Below are 19,399 nucleotides of genomic sequence, written 5' to 3'. Positions count from 1 at the left end.
GCGGGCCGGCAGTGGATCTTGGCCGTCACCCCGCCCGCGCGGCCAGTGCCAGCGTGCGGCGGGCCGAGGCCACCACCGCCGCGTCGACGAACCGGCCGTCCGGCAGGGCCAGCGCGCCCTCGTCCGTCACGGCCGCCGCCACGATCTCCGCCGCCGCCTCGACCTCCCGCGCCGTCGGGCGGAACGCCCGCTCGATGACCGGGAGCTGGCGGGGATGGATCGCCGCCCGGCCCAGGAAACCCAGCGCCCGGCCGCGCGCGCAGGACGCCCACAGGCTGTCCAGGTCCCGTACGTCCGTGAACACCGACTGGGCGGGTGGGACGAGACCGGCCGCGCGGGCGGCCACCACGACCCGGCTGCGCGACCAGTCGAGCCCGGTGTCGTCCCGTACCCCCAGATCGGCCCGGAGGTCCGCCTCGCCCAGCGCGATGGAGCGCACCTGGGGATGGGCGGCGGCGACGGTGTAGGCGTGCTCGATGCCGAGCGCCGATTCCAGCAGCGGACAGAGCGCGACCCCCGGCGCCACGGCCGCGATGTGGTGGACGGAGGCCGCATGCGTGATCTTCGGCAGCCGGAATTCGGCGAGACCCGGCAGTCCGGCCAGGGCGACGACATCCGCCTCGGTGTGGACCCGGACATGGATCGGCACGGTCGTGTCCTCGGCCGGTTCGGACAGCAGCTCGGCGGTGGCCGACCGCGCGTACTCCTTGCGGTCCGGCGCGACCGCGTCCTCCAGATCGACGATCACCACGTCCGCACCCGCGTCGCGTGCCTTGCGCACCACCTCGGGCCGGTCCCCGGGCACGTACAGGAAGGTGAGGGGGACCACCGCCGTCACAGGACGCTCTCCGCCCGCAGCGCGGCGATCTCCGGGCCCGACAGACCCAGAGCGGTGAGGATCTCGTCGGTGTCCGCACCGTGCGGCCGGCCCGCCCAGCGGATCGCGCCCGGTGTCGCCGAGAGGCGGAACAGCACGTTCTGCATCCGCAGCGGCCCCAGCTCCGGGTCGTCCACCTCGGTGACGGAGTCCAGGGCCCGGTACTGCGGGTCCTCCATCACGTCCTGGATGCCGTGGATGGGCGCGATGGCCGCCTCCGCCTTCTCGAACGCGGAGACCGCCTCCTCACGCGTGTGCCGGGCGACCCAGTCGCCGACCGCCTCGTCGAGTTCGTCGGAGTGCTCGGCGCGCGTGGTGCCGGAGCCGAACCAGGGCTCGTCGATCAGCTCGGGCCGGCCGACCAGACGCATGACCCGTTCGGCGATCGACTGCGCGGAGGTGGAGACGGCGACCCAGTGCCCGTCCGAGGTGAGGTAGGTGTTGCGCGGGGCATTGTTCCGGGAGCGGTTGCCGGTGCGCGGCTGTACGTAGCCGAGCTGGTCGTACCAGACCGGCTGCGGGCCGAGCACGGTCAGGATCGGCTCGATGATCGCCATGTCGACGACCTGCCCCTCCCCGGTTCTGTCGCGTCCGGCGAGCGCGGCCATCACGGCGTACGCGGTGGCCAGCGCCGCGATCGAGTCGGCGAGCCCGAACGGCGGGAGCGTGGGCGGCCCGTCCGGTTCCCCGGTGATCGCGGCGAACCCGCTCATCGCCTCGGCCAGGGTGCCGAAGCCGGGACGGTGCGCGTACGGACCGAACTGGCCGAAGCCGGTGACCCTGGCCAGCACCAGCCGTGGATTGACGGCGTGCAGCTCCGCCCAGCCGAGACCCCAGCGCTCCAGGGTTCCGGGCCGGAAGTTCTCGATGATCACATCGGTCCCGGCAGCCAGCCGGAGCAGGATGTCGCGCCCGCCGGGGCTGGACAGGTCGAGGGTCAGATTGCGCTTGTTGCGGCCGAGGAGTTTCCACCACAGGCCGACGCCGTCCTTCGTAGGCCCGTGCCCGCGGGACGGATCGGGCCTGCGCGGATGCTCGACCTTGATCACCTCGGCGCCGAAGTCACCGAGCATGGTGGCGGAGAGGGGGCCCGCGAAGAGCGTGGCGAGGTCGATGACCCGCAGCCCGGTCAGCGGCGCCTGCGCGGTGGTGTTCATGCGGCGTCGATCTCGCTGCGGTACGGCATGGAGGTCGAGGCGCCCGGCCGTTGTACGCACAGCGCGGCGGCGGACGACGCCCAGGCCAGCGACTCGGGTACGGGCCGCCGCTCGCCGAGCGCCACGGCGAGCGTCCCGACGAAGGTGTCCCCGGCCCCGGTGGAGTCGACCGCGGTGACCTCGGGGGCGGGGAAGAGGACGGGCTCGCCGCCCCGGGCGGCGTACAGGCAGCCCTTCGAGCCGAGTGTGACCACGACCGCGGGGACCTGGCCGAGCAGCAGTTGCGCCGCCGCGTGGGGGTCCGTGGCGCCGGTGAGTGCGGCCGCCTCGTGCTCGTTGGGGATCAGCAGGTCGACACAGTCGAGGAGTTCGCCGGGCAGCGGCTGTACGGGGGACGGGGTGAGGATGGTCCGTACGCCCTGGGCGTGGGCCACGCGCGCCCCCTCCATCACGGCGGACAGCGGCAGCTCCAGCTGGAGGAGCAGCAGATCGGCCCCGGCGATGGCGGCCATCTCGCCGGGGCCGAGAGCGGTGACGGTGCCGTTGGCGCCGGGGATCACCACGATGGAGTTGGCACCCAGCTCGTCGACGACGATGTGCGCGGTGCCGCTGGGGCCTTCGGCCGTCTGCAGCAGATCGGTGTCGACGCCCGCGTGCTCCAGGTTGGACCGCAGCAGGGTGCCGTACGCGTCGTCGCCGACCGCGCCGATCATCGTCACGCCGCCGCCCGCACGGGCGGCGGCGACGGCCTGGTTGGCACCCTTGCCGCCGGGAACGGTACGGAACTCCCGTCCGGTGACGGTCTCTCCTCGCTCCGGAGCCCGTGCGACGTACGCGACGAGATCCATATTGGTGCTGCCGAGCACCGCGATGCGGGTCATGGGCGGAGTGCCTCCTTGAGGGTGAGCCGGTGGGTCTGTTCGGCGAGGGCGTCGAAGCCGATGGAGTCGAATCCGGCGACCGACGTGGCGAGACGGTTCTTCAGCGGGGCGGTCCAGCGGTCGGGCAGCGCGCCGGGGCTCCCGGCCAGCAGTCCGGCGAGTGAACCGGCGGTCGCACCGTTGGAGTCGGTGTCCCAGCCGCCCGACACCGCACGGCAGATGGACTCGGAGTAGTCGCCGTCGGCGTGGGTGAGGGCTGCGGCCAGCAGGGCGGCGTTGGGCAGCACATGGACCCAGTGGTACCCGCCGTACTCGGCGTGCAGCCGGTCGGCCACCGCGTCGAAGCCGCTCTCGCCGCGGGCCGCCGCGATGCCGAGACGCACCGCGTGCGCGAACCGCGAACGCGGCGGCACGACGCGCAGCCCGGCGGCCAGACAGCCGTGCACATCACGCGCGCCGCCGGCCGCTTCGGCGAGTGCGGCGGCGGCGAACATCGCCCCGTACACCCCGTTGGCGGTGTGGGTGAGGACCGCGTCCCGGTGGGCCTGCTCCGCCGCGGCCGACGGGTCGCCCGGATGCGTCCAGCCGTGCACATCGGCCCGGATCTGCGCACCGATCCACTCCCGGAACGGATTGCGGTACCGGGCGGTGCGCGGGGGCTCGATCCCGTCGAGCAGATTGCGGTACGCGACCCGCTCGGCGGTGAACGCGCGGCCGGCCGGGAGTTCATCGAGCCAGAGCCGGGCGAGATCGCAGGTGGTGAAGGACGGACCGTACCGCTGGAGCAACAGCAGGGTGAGCAAGGGGTGGTCGAGGTCGTCGTCCTCCGGCATGCCGTCGATGTTCTCGGCCAGGGAGGTGGACGCGGAGCGACGGTTCCAGGGGTAGGTGGCGGCCAGCTCGGCGGGCAGCCCCTTGGCGGTGAACCAGGTGGTCAGCGGCCAGTTGCCGGTGGCACGGGCCAGTGCGCGGATACCGGCGAGCGGCAGTTTCTCGACGGGTTTGCCGAGCAGACAGCCGGCGGCCCGGCCCAGCCAGGCGGCGTGCAGCCGTTCGTGGCTCACCGGTGTCGGGCCCGTGCGGGGGGCCGGCCAGTCCGGACAGGCGGCCCGGACCGCGGCCAGGTCCGTCGGTTCGTCCGCCTCCAACGGCGAGTCCAGCAGGGCGAGTTCGTCGAGCAGTCGCTCGGCGAGCGCGCGCAGCTCCGGTGCCGCAGGGGTCGACGCGCCCGCCCGCTCCGGAGCGGGGGCGCCGCCCGCCTCGTACCACCGGCGGGCGATGGCCCGTGCGTCCCGCCCGTCCTCGGCGGCCTGGCGCAGCTCGTGCCCGACCAGGTCCTCGGGCTGCACCCACGTCACCCGGAGGCTCATGGCGTACCCGCCAGCGCGGCGAACGCCGACTCGTGGGCGCGGCGCCGGGCCGTGTCCCGGACGAACACCTCGCGGGCGACGCCCGCCAGGGCCCGCGCGGGGGCGTGCAGATCGAGCCGGCTGGCCCCGGCGACCGTTCTCACCCAGTCGGCGGGGATCGCCCGTTCGCCGTGGAGCGCGCCCGCGACGGCGCCGCTCATGGTGGCGATCGAGTCGCAGTCCCGGCCGTAGTTGACCGAGCCGAGGACCGCGTGCCGGTAGTCGCCGTCCGCGACGAGCAGCATGCCGAGCGCGATCGGGAGCTCCTCGATGGCGTGCAGCCGGGACGGCCGGCGGGCGCCGAGGGAGGGGGCGCGGTAGTCGGGGCCCACGGTGTCGAAGGGTGCGACGGCGGCGCGCAGCGGAGCGAGCGCGGTCTCGAAGTCGTGGTGGCGGGCGGCCACTTCGCACACCGCTTCGATGGCGGACCGGGTGCCGTCCTTGGCGAGCGACAGACAGGTGTCGACGACGCCGGCGGGCGTCGCGTCCGGGGCACAGGCGGCGGCGACGGCCGCGGCGAAGACTCCGGCCGCTTCCCTGCCGTAGGAGGACTGATGGGCGCCGGCGACATCCAGCGCCTCGGCGTACGCGGCCTCCGGGTGAGCGGCGTTGACCAGGCCGACCGGTGCCATGTACATCGCCGCACCGCAGTTGACGATGTTTCCGGAGCCCGCCTCGCGCGGATCGACGTGGCCGTAGTGCAGCCGCGCGACGATCCACTTCTCGGCGAGGAAGATCCGCTGGAGCGGCAGCGCGTCGGCCTCCAGCTCCGGAATCCAGCGGGGGGTGGAGATCAGCTCCGGCACGAGGTGGTCGGCGACCGCGTACGCGTCGAGATGGTCGCGCACGGCGTCGTACACCCGCACCAGCGCATGGGTCATCAAGGTGTCGTCGGTGATGTGTCCGTCGCCCTTGTGGTACGGGGCGATGGGGCGGGCCGTACGCCAGTCGTCGCCGTCCCACGGGCCGACGACGCCGCTGATCCGCCCGCCGTGGCGGGCCACGATCTGCTCGGGGGGCCGGCCCTCGACCGGACCGCCGAGCGCGTCGCCGACCGCGGCGCCGACGAGCGCTCCCGTGATCCGCTCATCGAGTGTGAGTACCGTGGTTCTCGCCCCGGATCGCACGGGCGTCATGGATGTCATGTCCGAATTGTCCACCCGTGGGGTTCGGTTCCGTGTCTGCCAGCAGCCCGGCGAGTTCGATCAGATCGGTCCCCGCGAGACGGGGCAGCGCACACCCCGCCAGGGTGCGGCAGGCCTCGCGCCAGCCGTCCGGGACGGCGCCGATGCCGCAGAGCGCGCCGGTCAGCGCGCCGGCCAGCGCCGGCGCGGAGTCGGCCACCCGTGACAGGCACGCCGCCGCGGGAACGGCCTGGGCGATCTGGCCGCGGGCCGCGGTGGCCAGGGCGAGCGCGACCGGGACGGTCTCGGCGGCGGCGATCCCGTAGCTGTAGACGTGGTCGACGATCTGATGCTCCAGCACCGGTACCAGGGCGAACGCGCCCGCCGGCTCGCCGACGAAGTCACGGGCGATCCGGACGGCGTGGGCGGCGTTGCGGGCGATCTCCGTGCCGTCGGGGAGCTGCGCGAGCGCGGCGTTCACCGCGGTGTCCACGTCCGCGCCGCCCAGCGCCTCGGCGATCGCGGCCGCCATCGCGCGGGCGCCGTGCACCCCGTCGCCGTCCTGGGTGTAGCGGGCGTCGAACTCGGCGAGGTCGGCGGCGGCCGCCGGGTCGGCGGGGTGGACGACGGCGAGCACGGCGGCCCGTACGCAGGCCGCGTCGTCGAAGTAGTGCGGGTTGTCGTGGCCGGTGGCGGGCGGGCGCAACCCGGCGGCGAGATTGCCGAGTCCGGCGCGTACCGAGATCCGGGCGCGCAGCGGGAGCACCGCGGACTCGACCTCGGGGGCGCGGGCGGCAGCCGCGGCGACCTCGGCCGCCAGCGCGTTCCAGGCGACGTCGACGGCGGCCCGCATCCGGTGTCCGGGGGACAGCCCGTGCAGCGGACCGGCCGTCGAGGTGAGCACGGTCCCGGCGGCGAACGCCGCCCACTCGGCGTCGTCGGACGGTCCGAGCCGCAGGGGTTCGGGCGGCTGGTTGAGGGCGATGGGGACGGGCAGCGTGGTCGTGGCGTTCTGCTCGGCGAAGGTGTCGAGCTCCCGGGTGAGGCGCCGGGTCCATTCGGGCATCCGGGCGGCCCGGTGCCGTGCGGCGGGCCATCCGGCGGCGTCCCCGGCGGCGAGCCCGAGCAACAGTCCCTCGATCCGGGCCCGATGACCGGGGGACGGGCGGGCGCGGAGCCGGGCGGGCGGGGAAGCGGGGGTGCGGGGGGCGTCGCGGTGGGTGTCGTGCGGGGCGTCGCCGGAGGTGTCGTGCGGGGCGTTGTCAGGGGTGTCGCGGTGGGTGTCGTGCGGGGCGGTCCGGTGTGTTTCGCGTGCGGTGGCGGGTGCGACGGGGGAGCTGTGCGCCGGCCCGGCCGTGGACGCGCGAGGCGTGCCGCCCGCTTCCGTACGCGGGCGGTCCCGTGCCGGGCCCTCTTGGCCGGCGGCGGACGGGGCGTGCTCGGTGTCGGCGGGGTGTGCCCGGCCGCCCTCCGGTGTACGGGCTTCCGCCCGCCCGCCGTCGTCCGCCTCGTCCGGGGTGAGCAACTCCGCGATGTCCAGGACGTGGTAGCCCCGCATCGACGGCAGGCAGCTGCCCCGGACCGGGCCGATCGCCTCTCCCCAGTGCCGCGGAATCGCCGACGCCCCGTGCAGGGCGCCGGCCAGGGCCCCCGCCACCGCGGCCGTCGTGTCCGCGTCGCGGCCCATGTTGACCGCGGTGAGCACCGCCGTGCGGAAATCGCCGCGTGCCGCCGCGAACGCTCCGAAGGCCAGGCCGACCGCCTCGGGCGCCAGGTCCGTCCACGGGTAGCCGCCGACGACCACCGCGGAGCGCACCGCGCGTTCCCCGGTGAGCCGGTCGGGGTACGTGCGCTGCGCGGCGGCCACGGCGCGCCGCAGTGAACGCGCCGTCCAGGAGTCCATGGGGACGACGGACAGCGCGGCGGCGATCACCGACGCGACCCCGGCGCCCGCCATCGCGGCGGCCACCCCGGCAGCCACCGCCTGGCCGCCGTAGATGCCCTCCCCCTCATGGCTGACCCGCCCGTCGACCGCGACCAGGCGCGCCGCCTCGTCCGGCCGGCCCGCCGCGAAGACACCGAACGGCGCCGCCCGCATCGCCAGGCCGTCGCTCCAGGCATGCCGGTGCTGGGCGGAGATCGGGGCGGCCAGGCCCCGGCGCAGATTCTCCAGCGTGCCCCGCTCGCTGAACCCGGCACCGCGGAACGGCCCTTCGTCCAGGTCGGCGATCCACAGGTGCCACGCCCGCTCCACCTGGGTGACCGTCAGCGCCGATCCGTGCCGGGCGAGGAGCAGCCCGGAGAAGATCGCGTACTCCGTGTCGTCCGTGCCCGCGGGGTCGTCGCTCACGAAGCCCTCGATCCGGCCCCAGCGACGGCGGATCTCGGACGGCCGCAGGTTCTCCGCCGGTGCGCCCAGCGCGTCACCGACCGCGAGACCGAGCAGTGCGCCCCGGGCCCGGTCGCCCAGGTCCCCCCGGGGCGCGCCGCCCCGTACCGCCGCGCGGGCGCCATGCGTCCGAGGCTCCGCCGGATTTCCTGCAATCGACTCCATCGCGTCGACCCTTCGCTCGCACCGGGCCAGTTCTCGTGCCTCCTCGATATGTGCCACGCGGAGCCTCGGCAGAGGCCGAAATCGCAACAAAAGGGCCAGTCGGATGATGGCCCGGAAGCGGCAAGGCAGGCCGTACTTACCTGGTCACAGGGCAGGTAAGTACGGCCTGCCTTGCTGGCGGGGGCCCTTTTTCGTGCGTACTTTCGATGGTGCTGAGCGGGGGCGGAGCGCGTGAAACCCGCTGCCGGAGAAGGGGAGAGCTGTGTCCATCATCGAGACCGACGCCGTACTGCACGAGGCGCACCGCGACAACCACACCCACCGCGATGTGAACGGCGGCTGGCTGCGCCCGGCGGTGTTCGGCGCCATGGACGGGCTCGTCTCCAACCTCGCGCTGATGACCGGCGTCGCGGGTGGCGCCGTCTCCCAGCAGACCATCGTGATCACCGGTCTGGCGGGCCTGGCCGCCGGCGCCTTCTCCATGGCGGCCGGCGAATACACCTCCGTCGCCTCGCAGCGTGAGCTCGTCGAGGCCGAACTCGACGTCGAGCGGCGCGAGTTGCGCAAGCACCCCAAGGACGAGGAGCGGGAGCTCGCCGCGCTCTACGAGTCCCGCGGCGTCGAGCCCGGTCTCGCCCGCGAGGTCGCGCGCCAGCTGTCGCGCGATCCGGAGCAGGCCCTGGAGATCCACGCCCGCGAGGAGCTCGGTATCGATCCGGGCGATCTGCCCTCGCCGCTCGTCGCCGCGGTGTCGTCGTTCGGCGCGTTCGCGCTGGGGGCCCTGTTGCCCGTACTGCCGTATCTGCTCGGCGCGAGCGCGCTGTGGCCGGCCGTGCTGCTCGCGATGGTCGGACTGTTCGCCTGCGGTGCGGTGGTGGCCAGGGTGACGGCGCGCAACTGGCTGTACAGCGGGCTGCGGCAGCTGGCGCTCGGCGGGGCCGCCGCGGCGATCACCTACGGTCTGGGCATGCTGATCGGTGTGGCCGTCGGAGGCTGACCACGTAGATCGGGACATGACATGGAGCCCGTCCGGCCGGAGGCGTCGTCCTCGTGTGCCGGGCGGGCTCCGTTCCGTGGCGTGTCCGCCATTCGTGTGACGTACGTCTTGGGGTCCGCCTCTGGGCGGAACGGTTCCGCCCGACGTAAAATGAGTCTCTATACAGAGCTACACATAAGTAGCCGTTACCCTGCGGTTTCATTTCCTTTGCCGCCGGGCATGAGCCGTAGACACCGCAGGCAACGACGCCTGCTCTCTGCGGTCCCCCCAGGGCGCCGATCCTCCGACTGCGACCCACCCCCACCGCCTCAGGCGGTGTCCGGATGTTGGAACGGACTATCCGCTTCTTGAGAAGCGCCCCATCATGTAAACACGCACGAAATTTCGCAGAGGGCCAACGTCGTCCCTCGGCACTGCATATGCCACGACGACGACGGGAGAGCCCATGCGTACCGACGCCTGGTCGCCCATGGACGGTCGCCCCGCCCAGCAGGGGCTGTACGACCCCCGTAACGAGCACGACGCCTGTGGTGTCGGGTTCGTGGCCACCCTGACCGGTGTGGCCAGCCATGAGCTGGTCGAGCAGGCGCTGACGGTACTGCGCAACCTCGAACACCGCGGTGCCACCGGGTCCGAGCCCGACTCCGGCGACGGCGCCGGAATCCTCCTCCAGGTGCCGGACGCCTTCCTCCGCGACGAGGTCGCCTTCGACCTCCCCGAGGCCGGTGCCTACGGCGTCGGAATCGCCTTCCTGCCCGCGGACGACTCCACCGAGGCCGTCCGGAAGCTGGAGAAGATCTCCGCCGAGGAGGGCCTCAGGGTCCTCGGCTGGCGCCAGGTCCCCGTCACCCCGGACATCCTCGGCAACGGCGCCCGCGCCACCATGCCCGAATTCCGCCAGCTCTTCGTCACGGACGGCCAGAGCACCGGCATCGCGCTCGACCGCAAGGCCTTCGTGCTGCGCAAGCGCGCCGAGCGGGAGGCCGGGGTGTACTTCCCCTCGCTCTCCGCCCGCACGATCGTCTACAAGGGCATGCTCACCACGGGGCAGCTGGAGCCGTTCTTCCCGGACCTCTCCGACCACCGCTTCGCCACCGCCGTCGCACTGGTGCACTCGCGGTTCTCCACGAACACCTTCCCGAGCTGGCCGCTCGCCCACCCGTACCGCTTCGTCGCGCACAACGGCGAGATCAACACGGTCAAGGGCAACCGCAACTGGATGAAGGCCCGCGAGTCGCAGCTCGCCACCAGCCTCTTCGGGGCTGCGCAACTGGACCGGATCTTCCCCGTCTGCACCCCTGACGCCTCCGACTCCGCCTCCTTCGACGAGGTCCTGGAGCTGCTCCACCTCGGCGGCCGGTCGCTGCCGCACTCGGTGCTGATGATGGTCCCCGAGGCGTGGGAGAGCCCCGAATCCCTGAACGCCATGGATCCGGCCCGTCGTGCCTTCTACCAGTACCACTCCACGATGATGGAGCCCTGGGACGGCCCGGCCTGCGTCACCTTCACCGACGGCACCCAGGTCGGCGCGGTGCTGGACCGCAACGGGCTGCGCCCTGGCCGCTACTGGGTCACCGACGACGGCCTCGTCGTGCTGTCCTCCGAGGTCGGTGTCCTGGACATCGACCCCGCGAAGGTGGTCCGCAAGGGCCGCCTCCAGCCCGGCAGGATGTTCCTCGTCGACACGGCCGAGGGCCGCATCATCGAGGACGACGAGATCAAGGCCGCCCTCGCCGCCGAGCAGCCGTACCAGGACTGGCTGGAGGCCGGCGAGATCGAGCTGGAGGACCTCCCCGAGCGGGAGCACATCGTGCACACGCACGCCTCCGTCACCCGCCGCCAGCAGACCTTCGGCTACACCGAGGAAGAGCTGCGCGTCCTCCTCGCGCCGATGGCCCGCACCGGCGGCGAACCGCTCGGCTCCATGGGTACGGACTCGCCGATCGCCGCCCTGTCCGAGCGCCCGCGGCTGCTCTTCGACTACTTCACCCAGCTGTTCGCGCAGGTCACCAACCCGCCGCTGGACGCCATCCGCGAGGAGCTCGTCACCTCGCTGCGCTCCACGCTCGGCCCGCAGGGCAACCTGCTGGAGCCGACCGCCGCGTCGTGCCGCAGCGTCACGCTGCCGTTCCCGGTGATCGACAACGACGAGCTGGCCAAGCTGATACACATCAACGCCGACGGCGACATGCCGGGGATGAAGGCCGCCACGCTCTCCGGTCTCCACCGGGTCGGCGGCGGCGGCGAGGCCCTCGCCGCGCGGATCGAGCGGATCTGCGCCGAGGTCGACGCCGCCATCGAGGACGGTGCCCGCCTGATCGTCCTGTCCGACCGGCACTCCGACGCCGAGCACGCGCCGATCCCGTCGCTGCTGCTCACCTCCGCCGTCCACCACCACCTCATCCGCACCAAGCAGCGCACCCAGGTCGGTCTGCTGGTCGAGGCCGGGGACGTCCGCGAGGTCCACCACGTCGCGCTGCTCATCGGTTACGGCGCCGCCGCGGTCAATCCGTACCTGGCGATGGAGTCCGTCGAGGACCTGGTCCGCGCCGGTACGTTCATCGAGGGCATCGAGCCCGAGAAGGCCATCCGGAACCTGATCCACGCGCTCGGCAAGGGCGTCCTGAAGGTCATGTCCAAGATGGGCATCTCGACGGTCGCCTCCTACCGCGGCGCCCAGGTCTTCGAGGCCGTCGGCCTGAACGAGGACTTCGTCGCGAAGTACTTCAACGGCACCGCCAGCAAGATCGGCGGCGCCGGTCTCGACGTCGTCGCCCGGGAGGTCGCCGCCCGCCACGCCAAGGCATACCCGGCCTCCGGCATCTCCGCCTCGCACCGCGCGCTGGAGATCGGCGGCGAGTACCAGTGGCGCCGCGAGGGCGAGCCGCACCTGTTCGACCCGGAGACGGTCTTCCGCCTCCAGCACGCCACGCGCACCAAGCGCTACGACATCTTCAAGAAGTACACGGACCGGGTGAACGAGCAGTCCGAGCGCCTGATGACGCTCCGTGGCCTGTTCGCCCTCAAGACACATGAGAACGGCAGGAGCGACCGCGAGGCGATCTCCGTCGACGAGGTCGAGTCCGTCTCCGACATCGTCAAGCGTTTCTCCACCGGCGCCATGTCGTACGGCTCGATCTCCCGCGAGGCGCACGAGACCCTCGCCATCGCCATGAACCAGCTGGGCGGCAAGTCCAACACCGGTGAGGGCGGCGAGGACGCGGACCGGCTCTACGACCCGGCGCGCCGCTCGTCCATCAAGCAGGTCGCCTCCGGCCGCTTCGGTGTGACCAGCGAGTACCTGGTCAACGCGGACGACATCCAGATCAAGATGGCGCAGGGCGCCAAGCCCGGCGAGGGCGGCCAGCTGCCCGGCCACAAGGTCTACCCCTGGGTCGCCAGGACCCGGCACTCCACCCCGGGTGTCGGCCTGATCTCGCCGCCGCCGCACCACGACATCTACTCCATCGAGGACCTGGCCCAGCTGATCCACGACCTCAAGAACGCCAACCCGGCGGCCCGCATCCACGTGAAGCTGGTCTCCGAAGTCGGCGTCGGCACGGTCGCGGCGGGTGTCTCCAAGGCGCACGCGGACGTCGTCCTGATCTCCGGCCACGACGGCGGAACGGGCGCCTCGCCGCTCACCTCGCTGAAGCACGCGGGCGGCCCCTGGGAGCTCGGCCTCGCCGAGACCCAGCAGACCCTGCTGCTCAACGGCCTGCGCGACCGCATCGTCGTGCAGACCGACGGCCAGCTGAAGACCGGCCGCGATGTCGTGATCGCCGCGCTGCTGGGCGCCGAGGAGTTCGGTTTCGCGACCGCGCCGCTCGTCGTCTCCGGCTGCGTCATGATGCGCGTCTGTCACCTGGACACCTGCCCCGTCGGCATCGCCACGCAGAACCCGGTCCTGCGGAGTCGTTTCTCGGGCAAGGCCGAGTACGTCGTCAACTTCTTCGAGTTCATCGCCCAGGAGGTCCGTGAGCTCCTCGCCGAGCTGGGCTTCCGGACGATCGAGGAGGCCGTCGGCCACGCCGAGCTGCTCGACACCGACCGTGCGATCACCCACTGGAAGGCGCAGGGCCTGGCCCTGGAGCCCCTGTTCCACGTCCCGGAGCTGCCCGAGGGCGCGGTCCGTCACCAGCGGATCGAGCAGGACCACGGTCTCGCCAAGGCACTCGACAACGAGCTGATCAAGCTCGCAGCCGACGCCCTGAACGCGGAGAGCGCCGAGGCCGCCCAGCCGGTCCGGGCCCAGATCGCGATCCGGAACATCAACCGGACCGTCGGCACCATGCTCGGCCACGAGGTGACGAAGAAGTTCGGCGGCGCCGGTCTGCCGCAGGACACCATCGACATCACGTTCACCGGCTCAGCCGGCCAGTCCTTCGGCGCGTTCGTGCCGAGCGGAGTGACCCTGCGCCTGGAGGGCGACGCCAACGACTACGTCGGCAAGGGCCTCTCCGGCGGCCGCGTCGTCGTCCGCCCGGACCGCGCCGCCGACCACCTCGCCGAGTACTCCACCATCGCGGGCAACACGATCGCCTACGGCGCCACCGGCGGTGAGCTGTTCCTGCGCGGCCGGACCGGTGAGCGGTTCTGCGTCCGCAACTCCGGCGCGACGGTCGTCTCGGAAGGCGTGGGCGACCACGGCTGCGAGTACATGACCGGCGGTCACGCCGTCGTGCTCGGCGAGACCGGACGCAACTTCGCCGCGGGCATGTCGGGTGGCGTCGCGTACGTCATCGACCTGGACCGCGACAACGTCAACTCCGGCAACCTCGGCGCGATCGAGGAGCTCTCCGACACCGACGAGCAGTGGCTGCACGACGTGGTGCGCCGCCACCAGGAGGAGACCGGTTCCACGGTCGCCGAGAAGCTGCTCGCCGAGTGGGACACCGCGGTGCCCCGCTTCAGCAAGATCATCCCGTCCACGTACAAGGCAGTGCTCGCCGCCAAGGACGCCGCTGAGCTCGCCGGTCTCTCCGAACAGGAGACCACCGAGAAGATGATGGAGGCGGCGACCCATGGCTGACCCCAAGGGCTTCCTGACCACCGGGCGCGCGGTCGCCGAGACCCGCCCCGTGGGCGAGCGCGTCAAGGACTGGAACGAGGTCTACGTTCCGGGCTCGCTGCTCCCGATCATCAGCAAGCAGGCCGGCCGCTGCATGGACTGCGGCATCCCGTTCTGCCACAACGGCTGCCCGCTCGGAAACCTCATCCCCGAGTGGAACGACTACGCCTACCGCGAGGACTGGACGGCCGCGTCCGAGCGCCTGCACGCCACGAACAACTTCCCGGAGTTCACCGGGCGGCTCTGCCCGGCCCCGTGCGAGTCGGCGTGTGTGCTCGGCATCAACCAGCCGGCCGTCACCATCAAGAACGTCGAAGTCTCCATCATCGACAAGGCGTGGGACAGCGGCGACGTCACCCCGCAGCCGCCCGAGCGGCTCTCCGGCAAGACCGTCGCCGTCATCGGCTCGGGCCCGGCGGGGCTCGCCGCGGCCCAGCAGCTGACCCGGGCCGGCCATACGGTCGTCGTCTACGAGCGCGCGGACCGCATCGGAGGCCTTCTCCGGTACGGCATCCCCGAGTTCAAGATGGAGAAGTCGCACATCAACCGCCGTATCGAGCAGATGCGTGCGGAGGGCACCAAGTTCCGCGCGGAGACGGAGATCGGCAAGGACATCGACGCCGCCAAGCTCCGCCGCCGGTACGACGCGGTCGTCATCGCCGCCGGTGCCACCGTCTCCCGCGACCTGCCCGTCCCGGGCCGTGAGCTGAACGGTGTGCACTTCGCCATGGAGTATCTGCCGCTCGCCAACAAGGTGCAGGAGGGCGACCTGACGGTCTCCCCGATCACCGCCGAGGGCAAGCACGTCGTCGTCATCGGCGGCGGCGACACCGGCGCCGACTGCGTCGGTACCGCCCACCGTCAGGGCGCGCTCTCCGTCACCCAGCTGGAGATCATGCCCCGGCCGGGCGAGGACCGTAACGCCAACCAGCCCTGGCCGACCTTCCCGATGCTCTACAAGGTCACCTCCGCGCACGAGGAGGGCGGCGATCGCGTGTACTCCGTCTCCACCACTCACTTCGAGGGCGACGAGGACGGCAACGTCCAGGCGCTGCACCTGGTCGAGGTGGAGTTCAAGGACGGCAGGCTGGAGCAGAAGCCCGGCACCGAGCGGAAGATCCCCGCACAGCTGGTCACCCTGGCCATGGGCTTCACCGGCACCGACCGGACCAACGGCCTGGTGCAGCAGTTCGGCCTGGAGCTCGACGAGCGCGGCAATGTCGCGCGCGACGCGGACTACGCTACCAACGTCGGCGGCGTGTTCGTCGCCGGTGACGCGGGCCGCGGCCAGTCCCTCATCGTGTGGGCCATCGCCGAGGGCCGCTCCGCGGCACGCGGCGTGGACCGCTTCCTGACCGGAGCCAGTGCCCTGCCGGCCCCGATCCGCCCGACGGACCGTATCCTGACGGTCTGAACCACGGCACACAAAGACGTCCCGTACAAAGGCGTACGGAACTGAACGCGGCGCCTGCCCGTCCCCGACCGGACGATCTCGGCAGGCGCCGTGGCGCGTTCCGGGACGGGCGGACCGCTCAGCCCGTCAGCGCGGACGTCTTCAGCACCACCAGCAGCACCAGCACGGCGAGGAGCACCACACCCGAGGCCGCCTGAACCGTCGTCCGCCGTTTCGCCGGGGCGTACGCGTACGCGAGCGTGACGATGCCGCCCGTCAGCAGCCCGCCCAAGTGGCCCTGCCACGAGGCGAATCCGGCCGAGATCAGCATCCAGATCAGGAAGCCGGCCATGAACCGGTTCACCGCCCGCATATCGCGGCCCAGGCGCCGGTTGATGACGTAGAACGCCGCGCCGAGACCGAAGATGGCACCCGACGCGCCCACGGTGACGTCGAACGGGGCGATCAGATACACCAGGACCGAACCGCCCAGCGCGGACAGCAGATACAGCGTGAGGTAAAGGGCCCGGCCCAGCTGCTCCTCGACGACCCGGCCCAGGTTCCACAGCGCGTACATGTTGAAGAGGATGTGCAGCACCCCGAACGGCAACGCGCCGAAGGACGACCCACCGGGCGGGAGATGGAGAAAGGCCCCGGTCAGCAGCCGGTACCACTCGCCGCCCACCACCCCGACCACATCGAAGCCGGGGAAGTCTCCGCCCTCGTAGACGTACTGGCCTCCGTCGGGGCCGGTCAGTCCCGCACCGAGCATGGCGAAGCGGTCGATGATCCCCGGACGGACCAGCTCGCCCAGATACGCCAGGATGTTGAGGCCCATCAGTACGTACGTGACGAGCGGCACCGCGGTCCTGGACACGGCGCCGCCGAACACCGTGCGTGCCTGCCGGACCGAACGCTGCCCCTCCTTCACGCACTCCACGCAGTGGTGGCCGACGGCCGCCTCCCGCATGCAGTCGGGGCAGATGAAGCGTTCGCAGCGGGTGCAGCTCACATACGTCTCGTAGGACGGATGGCGATAACAGGTGGTGACCGCGGCCTCCACGGCAGGCTCCTTCACGGTGGGCGGACACGAGCGGCCGGTGGGGACGGCGGCGATCAAGATAGCGAACACCGCCCGCCGCGGGCGCGGCCGGGTGCCTTACGCTCGGGATCCTGACACGTCGAGGATCGGAGAATCCGCATGGTCGGCCCGTCCGCCGCAGCAGGTTCGGCCATCAGTCTCCGCAAGATCGAGGAGAGGGCCCCCGCGCTGGTCAGCCTCTACAAGAGCGCGTCGGTGTCGCTGACGAAAACCGGAATGAACGGCGAGCGGGCCGCGGTCTACCTGGTGCTCGACTACTCCGGCTCCATGAGGGAGTACTACAAGGACGGCAGCGTCCAGGCCCTGGCGGACCGGGTGCTGGGCCTTTCGGCGCATCTGGACGACGACGGCCGCGTACCCGTCGTCTTCTTCTCCACGGACGTCGACGCCGTCACCGACATGGTCCTGGGTGATCACCAGGGCCGGATCGACGCGATCGTGGCGGGTCTGGGACACATGGGGAAGACCAGCTACCACCTGGCCATGGACGCCGTCATCGACCACTACCTCGACAGCGGCTCGACCGCCCCCGCGCTCGTCGTCTTCCAGACGGACGGCGGTCCGATCAGCAAGCACGCGGCGGAACGATACCTCTGCAAGGCCGCCAAGCTGCCCCTGTTCTGGCAGTTCGTCGGCTTCGGCAACAAGCGCAGTACGCAGTTCGACTTCCTGCGCAGGCTCGACGATCTGGCCGTGCCCGCCAAGCGCCCCGTCGACAACGCGGGCTTCTTCCACGCCGGCTCCGACCCGCGCCGGGTTTCGGACGCCGAGCTGTACGACCGGCTGCTCGCCGAATTCCCGCAGTGGCTGGCCGCGGCCCGCGCCCAGGGGATCGTCGGATGACGGCCCGGGTGCTGCGGGCGGCCGACCGTACGGCCAGGCCCTGGAAGAACGGTGGGGGAGTCACCCGGGAGATCGCGGCGTCCCCCGAGGGCGCGCCGCTGGACGCCTTCGACTGGCGGGTCAGCCTCGCCGATGTGTCCGGGGACGGACCGTTCTCCTCCTTCCCCGGCGTCGACCGCATTCTGACCGTGGTCGAGGGCGCCGGGATGGACCTCATGGTGGGCGGCGAGCACCACATCGTCGACGAGCCGTACTGGCCGCACGACTTCCCCGGTGACCTGGAGACGTACGGCAGGCTGCTCGGCGGCCCGGTCGTGAACTTCAATGTGATGTACCGCCGGGAGCGTACGAGCGCGGAGGTCGCGGTTGTACGCGGCACCGTCCGGCTGTCGGTGCCTCGGGGCGGTGCGGTCCTGGCCGTCGCGCTGGAGGACGGTGCGGTGGTCGACGGCCAGGGCATCGAACTCGACCGCTACGACGCGTTGTTGGCGCAGGGCGAATCACCGGGGGTGCTGCGGACGCAGGGGTGGGGGCTGGTGGTGACCCTGTCGGGCAGCAGCGCGCCACCGGCCGGTCCCGCTCGGTAGGGGCTGCGGGGAGTCGCTGCTCGGTAGACCTGTGGCAGGCTCTGCCGGTGGCAGTAGGGTCACGATGTGAAACCGGACAGGGATTCAGGAATGCTGGTTGATGCCGTCGGGTCAGTGGGTTGACGTGATCACAGAGAGCGCCTCCGTGCTGGTCGACATGCGGAAGTACGACGGCAGTCTGAGCGCGCAGTGGACTGCTACCCGGCTCGGCGAGGACGAGCACGGCGTGTGGCTGGGCACGGCGCAGGGTGTCCTCGTCAGTTCGGCCCCGGGCGGCTGGACGAGCCGGTTCGCGTACGTGATGTTGGTCCCGCCCGGTGAGTGGTGGACGGCCACGTTCTGTGTGGAGCCGGGCCCCGAGATGTACTGCGATGTGTGCACGGTGCCCGAGTGGAACGCGGAAGGGACCGTCCTGCGCGCAGTGGATCTCGATCTGGATGTCGTGCGACCTCGTGGCGGCGAGGCCCGTATCGAGGACGAGGACGAGTTCGCCGAACACCGAGTGCGCTACGGCTACCCCGACAGCGTCGTCGGCAAGGCCCGACAGACCTGCGAGTGGTTGATGGAGGCGGGCCGTCGCGACGGTGATGGCGTCGAACCCTTTGCCTCGGTGTACCGCTACTGGCTCGACCTCATCGGGTAGGTCCGAAGGGCGGTCTCGCCGTGTGAGGCGGGGCGTCCCCCTTGATCACGACTGCCGGACCGCAACAGTGGCCAGGCGTTTCGGGATCAGCGGGTACGGGCTCGGAATCCGGACAGAAGATGTCGGGATTCCAGGGTTTCATCGCCTCATGACATCGAGTTCCTGGGAAGAGTTCCGGTCGGCACAGCCGGCCTTCGCCGACGTTGTTCAGGCCCGTTTCGGGCAGTACAAGCACCACGTCCTGGCGACCCTGCGCAAAGACGGGTCGCCACGTGTGACCGGCCTGGAGGTGGACTTCCGTATCGGTGAGCTGTGGCTCGGCATGATGCCGAACTCGCGCAAGGCGCTGGACCTGCACCGCGATCCACGGTTCGCGGTGCAGGCCAATCCCGGACCGGACGCCGAGATGGCCGACGGCGACGTGCGGGTCTCCGGCCGGGCCGTGGAGGTGACCGACCCCGGGATTCTGGCCCGCTTCATCGAGGAGGCGAAGCCGCCGGAGCCGTTTCACCTCTTTCGCGCGGAACTCCAGGAGGTGGTCCGCACCACCCTCGATTCCGAGGAGCTGGTGGTACAGGTGTGGCGGCCCGGAAAGCCGTTGCGCACGATCCACCGGGCCGCGGACTACAGCGCTCCGTACGAGACCTGACCGCCGTTCTCCTAAAGCGGGTGTCGCAGGTTCGAATCCTGCCGGGGGCACAGAAGAAAAGGCCAGCTAGGACACCCTCCTAGCTGGCCTTCGCCATGGGCATAGGAACGTT

General features: G+C 71.6%; 14 protein-coding genes, 1 tRNA gene and 1 pseudogene. 8 read left to right on the top strand and 8 right to left on the bottom strand.

All coding sequences use genetic code 11. The features are described 5' to 3' along the window. Positions 1-25: 25 nt before the first annotated feature. The 7 genes and pseudogenes from ACZ68L_RS28830 to ACZ68L_RS28800 all read right to left on the bottom strand — a co-directional run. The gene (locus ACZ68L_RS28830; protein ID WP_469582248.1) at positions 26-838 is read right to left on the bottom strand and encodes an HpcH/HpaI aldolase/citrate lyase family protein; all 813 of its coding nucleotides are present in this window, start codon (positions 836-838) and stop codon (positions 26-28) included. After that, positions 835-2,034: a CaiB/BaiF CoA transferase family protein gene (locus tag ACZ68L_RS28825; RefSeq protein WP_469582244.1), complete on the bottom strand. Its 1,200-nt coding sequence runs from the start codon at positions 2,032-2,034 to the stop codon at positions 835-837. The genes ACZ68L_RS28830 and ACZ68L_RS28825 overlap by 4 nt, the downstream gene beginning before the upstream one ends. Further along, a complete protein-coding gene (rbsK, locus tag ACZ68L_RS28820) occupies positions 2,031-2,915 on the bottom strand; it encodes a ribokinase (protein ID WP_469582241.1) in 885 nt (294 codons plus the stop codon). The genes ACZ68L_RS28825 and rbsK overlap by 4 nt, the downstream gene beginning before the upstream one ends. Next, positions 2,912-4,285: an ADP-ribosylglycohydrolase family protein gene (locus ACZ68L_RS28815; protein ID WP_469582239.1), complete on the bottom strand. Its 1,374-nt coding sequence runs from the start codon at positions 4,283-4,285 to the stop codon at positions 2,912-2,914. The genes rbsK and ACZ68L_RS28815 overlap by 4 nt, the downstream gene beginning before the upstream one ends. Continuing rightward, positions 4,282-5,460 (bottom strand): ADP-ribosylglycohydrolase family protein, encoded by a 1,179-nt coding sequence (locus ACZ68L_RS28810; RefSeq protein ID WP_469582492.1) that lies wholly within the window; start codon positions 5,458-5,460, stop codon positions 4,282-4,284. Before ACZ68L_RS28810 ends, ACZ68L_RS28815 begins: the two co-directional genes overlap by 4 nt. Next, positions 5,411-6,589 (bottom strand): ADP-ribosylglycohydrolase family protein, encoded by a 1,179-nt coding sequence (locus ACZ68L_RS28805; RefSeq protein ID WP_469582490.1) that lies wholly within the window; start codon positions 6,587-6,589, stop codon positions 5,411-5,413. Before ACZ68L_RS28805 ends, ACZ68L_RS28810 begins: the two co-directional genes overlap by 50 nt. Before the next feature lie 359 nt (positions 6,590-6,948). After that, positions 6,949-8,002 (bottom strand): annotated as a pseudogene (locus ACZ68L_RS28800) (ADP-ribosylglycohydrolase family protein); the annotation flags it as partial. Positions 8,003-8,264: 262 nt separating this feature from the next. On the opposite strand from ACZ68L_RS28800, the gene ACZ68L_RS28795 reads away from it, so the two are divergent. From ACZ68L_RS28795 to ACZ68L_RS28785, 3 genes are all read left to right on the top strand, one after another. Further along, the gene (locus tag ACZ68L_RS28795; protein ID WP_469582237.1) at positions 8,265-8,999 is read left to right on the top strand and encodes a VIT1/CCC1 transporter family protein; all 735 of its coding nucleotides are present in this window, start codon (positions 8,265-8,267) and stop codon (positions 8,997-8,999) included. A 445-nt stretch (positions 9,000-9,444) separates the two neighbouring features. After that, positions 9,445-14,031 carry a glutamate synthase large subunit gene (gene gltB, locus ACZ68L_RS28790; protein WP_469582233.1) on the top strand — a complete coding sequence of 1,529 codons (4,587 nt, stop codon included), beginning with the start codon at positions 9,445-9,447 and terminating at the stop codon, positions 14,029-14,031. Continuing rightward, the gene (locus tag ACZ68L_RS28785; RefSeq protein ID WP_469582230.1) at positions 14,024-15,484 is read left to right on the top strand and encodes a glutamate synthase subunit beta; all 1,461 of its coding nucleotides are present in this window, start codon (positions 14,024-14,026) and stop codon (positions 15,482-15,484) included. Before gltB ends, ACZ68L_RS28785 begins: the two co-directional genes overlap by 8 nt. 118 nt (positions 15,485-15,602) lie before the next feature. Here ACZ68L_RS28785 and ACZ68L_RS28780 read toward each other — a convergent pair whose 3' ends face one another. Continuing rightward, positions 15,603-16,526, bottom strand: coding sequence for a rhomboid family intramembrane serine protease (locus tag ACZ68L_RS28780; RefSeq protein WP_469582227.1), 924 nt, complete (start codon positions 16,524-16,526; stop codon positions 15,603-15,605). Positions 16,527-16,664: 138 nt separating this feature from the next. Between ACZ68L_RS28780 and ACZ68L_RS28775 the strand changes: the two genes are divergently transcribed. From ACZ68L_RS28775 to ACZ68L_RS28755, 5 genes are all read left to right on the top strand, one after another. Further along, positions 16,665-17,408 (top strand): vWA domain-containing protein, encoded by a 744-nt coding sequence (locus ACZ68L_RS28775; RefSeq protein ID WP_469582226.1) that lies wholly within the window; start codon positions 16,665-16,667, stop codon positions 17,406-17,408. Continuing rightward, entirely contained in the window at positions 17,405-17,995 is a 591-nt protein-coding gene (locus tag ACZ68L_RS28770) for a HutD/Ves family protein (RefSeq protein ID WP_469582223.1), read from the top strand. The genes ACZ68L_RS28775 and ACZ68L_RS28770 overlap by 4 nt, the downstream gene beginning before the upstream one ends. Before the next feature lie 124 nt (positions 17,996-18,119). Then, a complete protein-coding gene (locus ACZ68L_RS28765) occupies positions 18,120-18,638 on the top strand; it encodes a DUF402 domain-containing protein (RefSeq protein ID WP_469582220.1) in 519 nt (172 codons plus the stop codon). Between the two features lie 148 nt (positions 18,639-18,786). Then, positions 18,787-19,287 carry a pyridoxamine 5'-phosphate oxidase family protein gene (locus ACZ68L_RS28760; protein ID WP_469582218.1) on the top strand — a complete coding sequence of 167 codons (501 nt, stop codon included), beginning with the start codon at positions 18,787-18,789 and terminating at the stop codon, positions 19,285-19,287. Beyond that, positions 19,268-19,337 (top strand) — tRNA-OTHER (locus ACZ68L_RS28755). Before ACZ68L_RS28760 ends, ACZ68L_RS28755 begins: the two co-directional genes overlap by 20 nt. The last annotated feature ends 62 nt before the right edge of the window (positions 19,338-19,399 follow it).

This window comes from Streptomyces sp. NPDC104309 (genome assembly GCF_055584025.1).
This window is presented reverse-complemented; position numbering and strand designations above follow the sequence as displayed.

Excerpts from the sequence above, each read along its gene's own strand:
- ACZ68L_RS28825 (WP_469582244.1), bottom strand. The coding sequence starts at position 2,034 with ATGAACACCACCGCGCAGGCGCCGCTGACCGGGCTGCGGGTCATCGAC.
- rbsK (WP_469582241.1), bottom strand. The coding sequence starts at position 2,915 with ATGACCCGCATCGCGGTGCTCGGCAGCACCAATATGGATCTCGTCGCG.
- ACZ68L_RS28815 (WP_469582239.1), bottom strand. The coding sequence starts at position 4,285 with ATGAGCCTCCGGGTGACGTGGGTGCAGCCCGAGGACCTGGTCGGGCAC.
- ACZ68L_RS28810 (WP_469582492.1), bottom strand. The coding sequence starts at position 5,460 with ATGACGCCCGTGCGATCCGGGGCGAGAACCACGGTACTCACACTCGAT.
- gltB (WP_469582233.1), top strand. The coding sequence starts at position 9,445 with ATGCGTACCGACGCCTGGTCGCCCATGGACGGTCGCCCCGCCCAGCAG.
- ACZ68L_RS28785 (WP_469582230.1), top strand. The coding sequence starts at position 14,024 with ATGGCTGACCCCAAGGGCTTCCTGACCACCGGGCGCGCGGTCGCCGAG.
- ACZ68L_RS28775 (WP_469582226.1), top strand. The coding sequence starts at position 16,665 with ATGGTCGGCCCGTCCGCCGCAGCAGGTTCGGCCATCAGTCTCCGCAAG.
- ACZ68L_RS28770 (WP_469582223.1), top strand. The coding sequence starts at position 17,405 with ATGACGGCCCGGGTGCTGCGGGCGGCCGACCGTACGGCCAGGCCCTGG.
- ACZ68L_RS28760 (WP_469582218.1), top strand. The coding sequence starts at position 18,787 with ATGACATCGAGTTCCTGGGAAGAGTTCCGGTCGGCACAGCCGGCCTTC.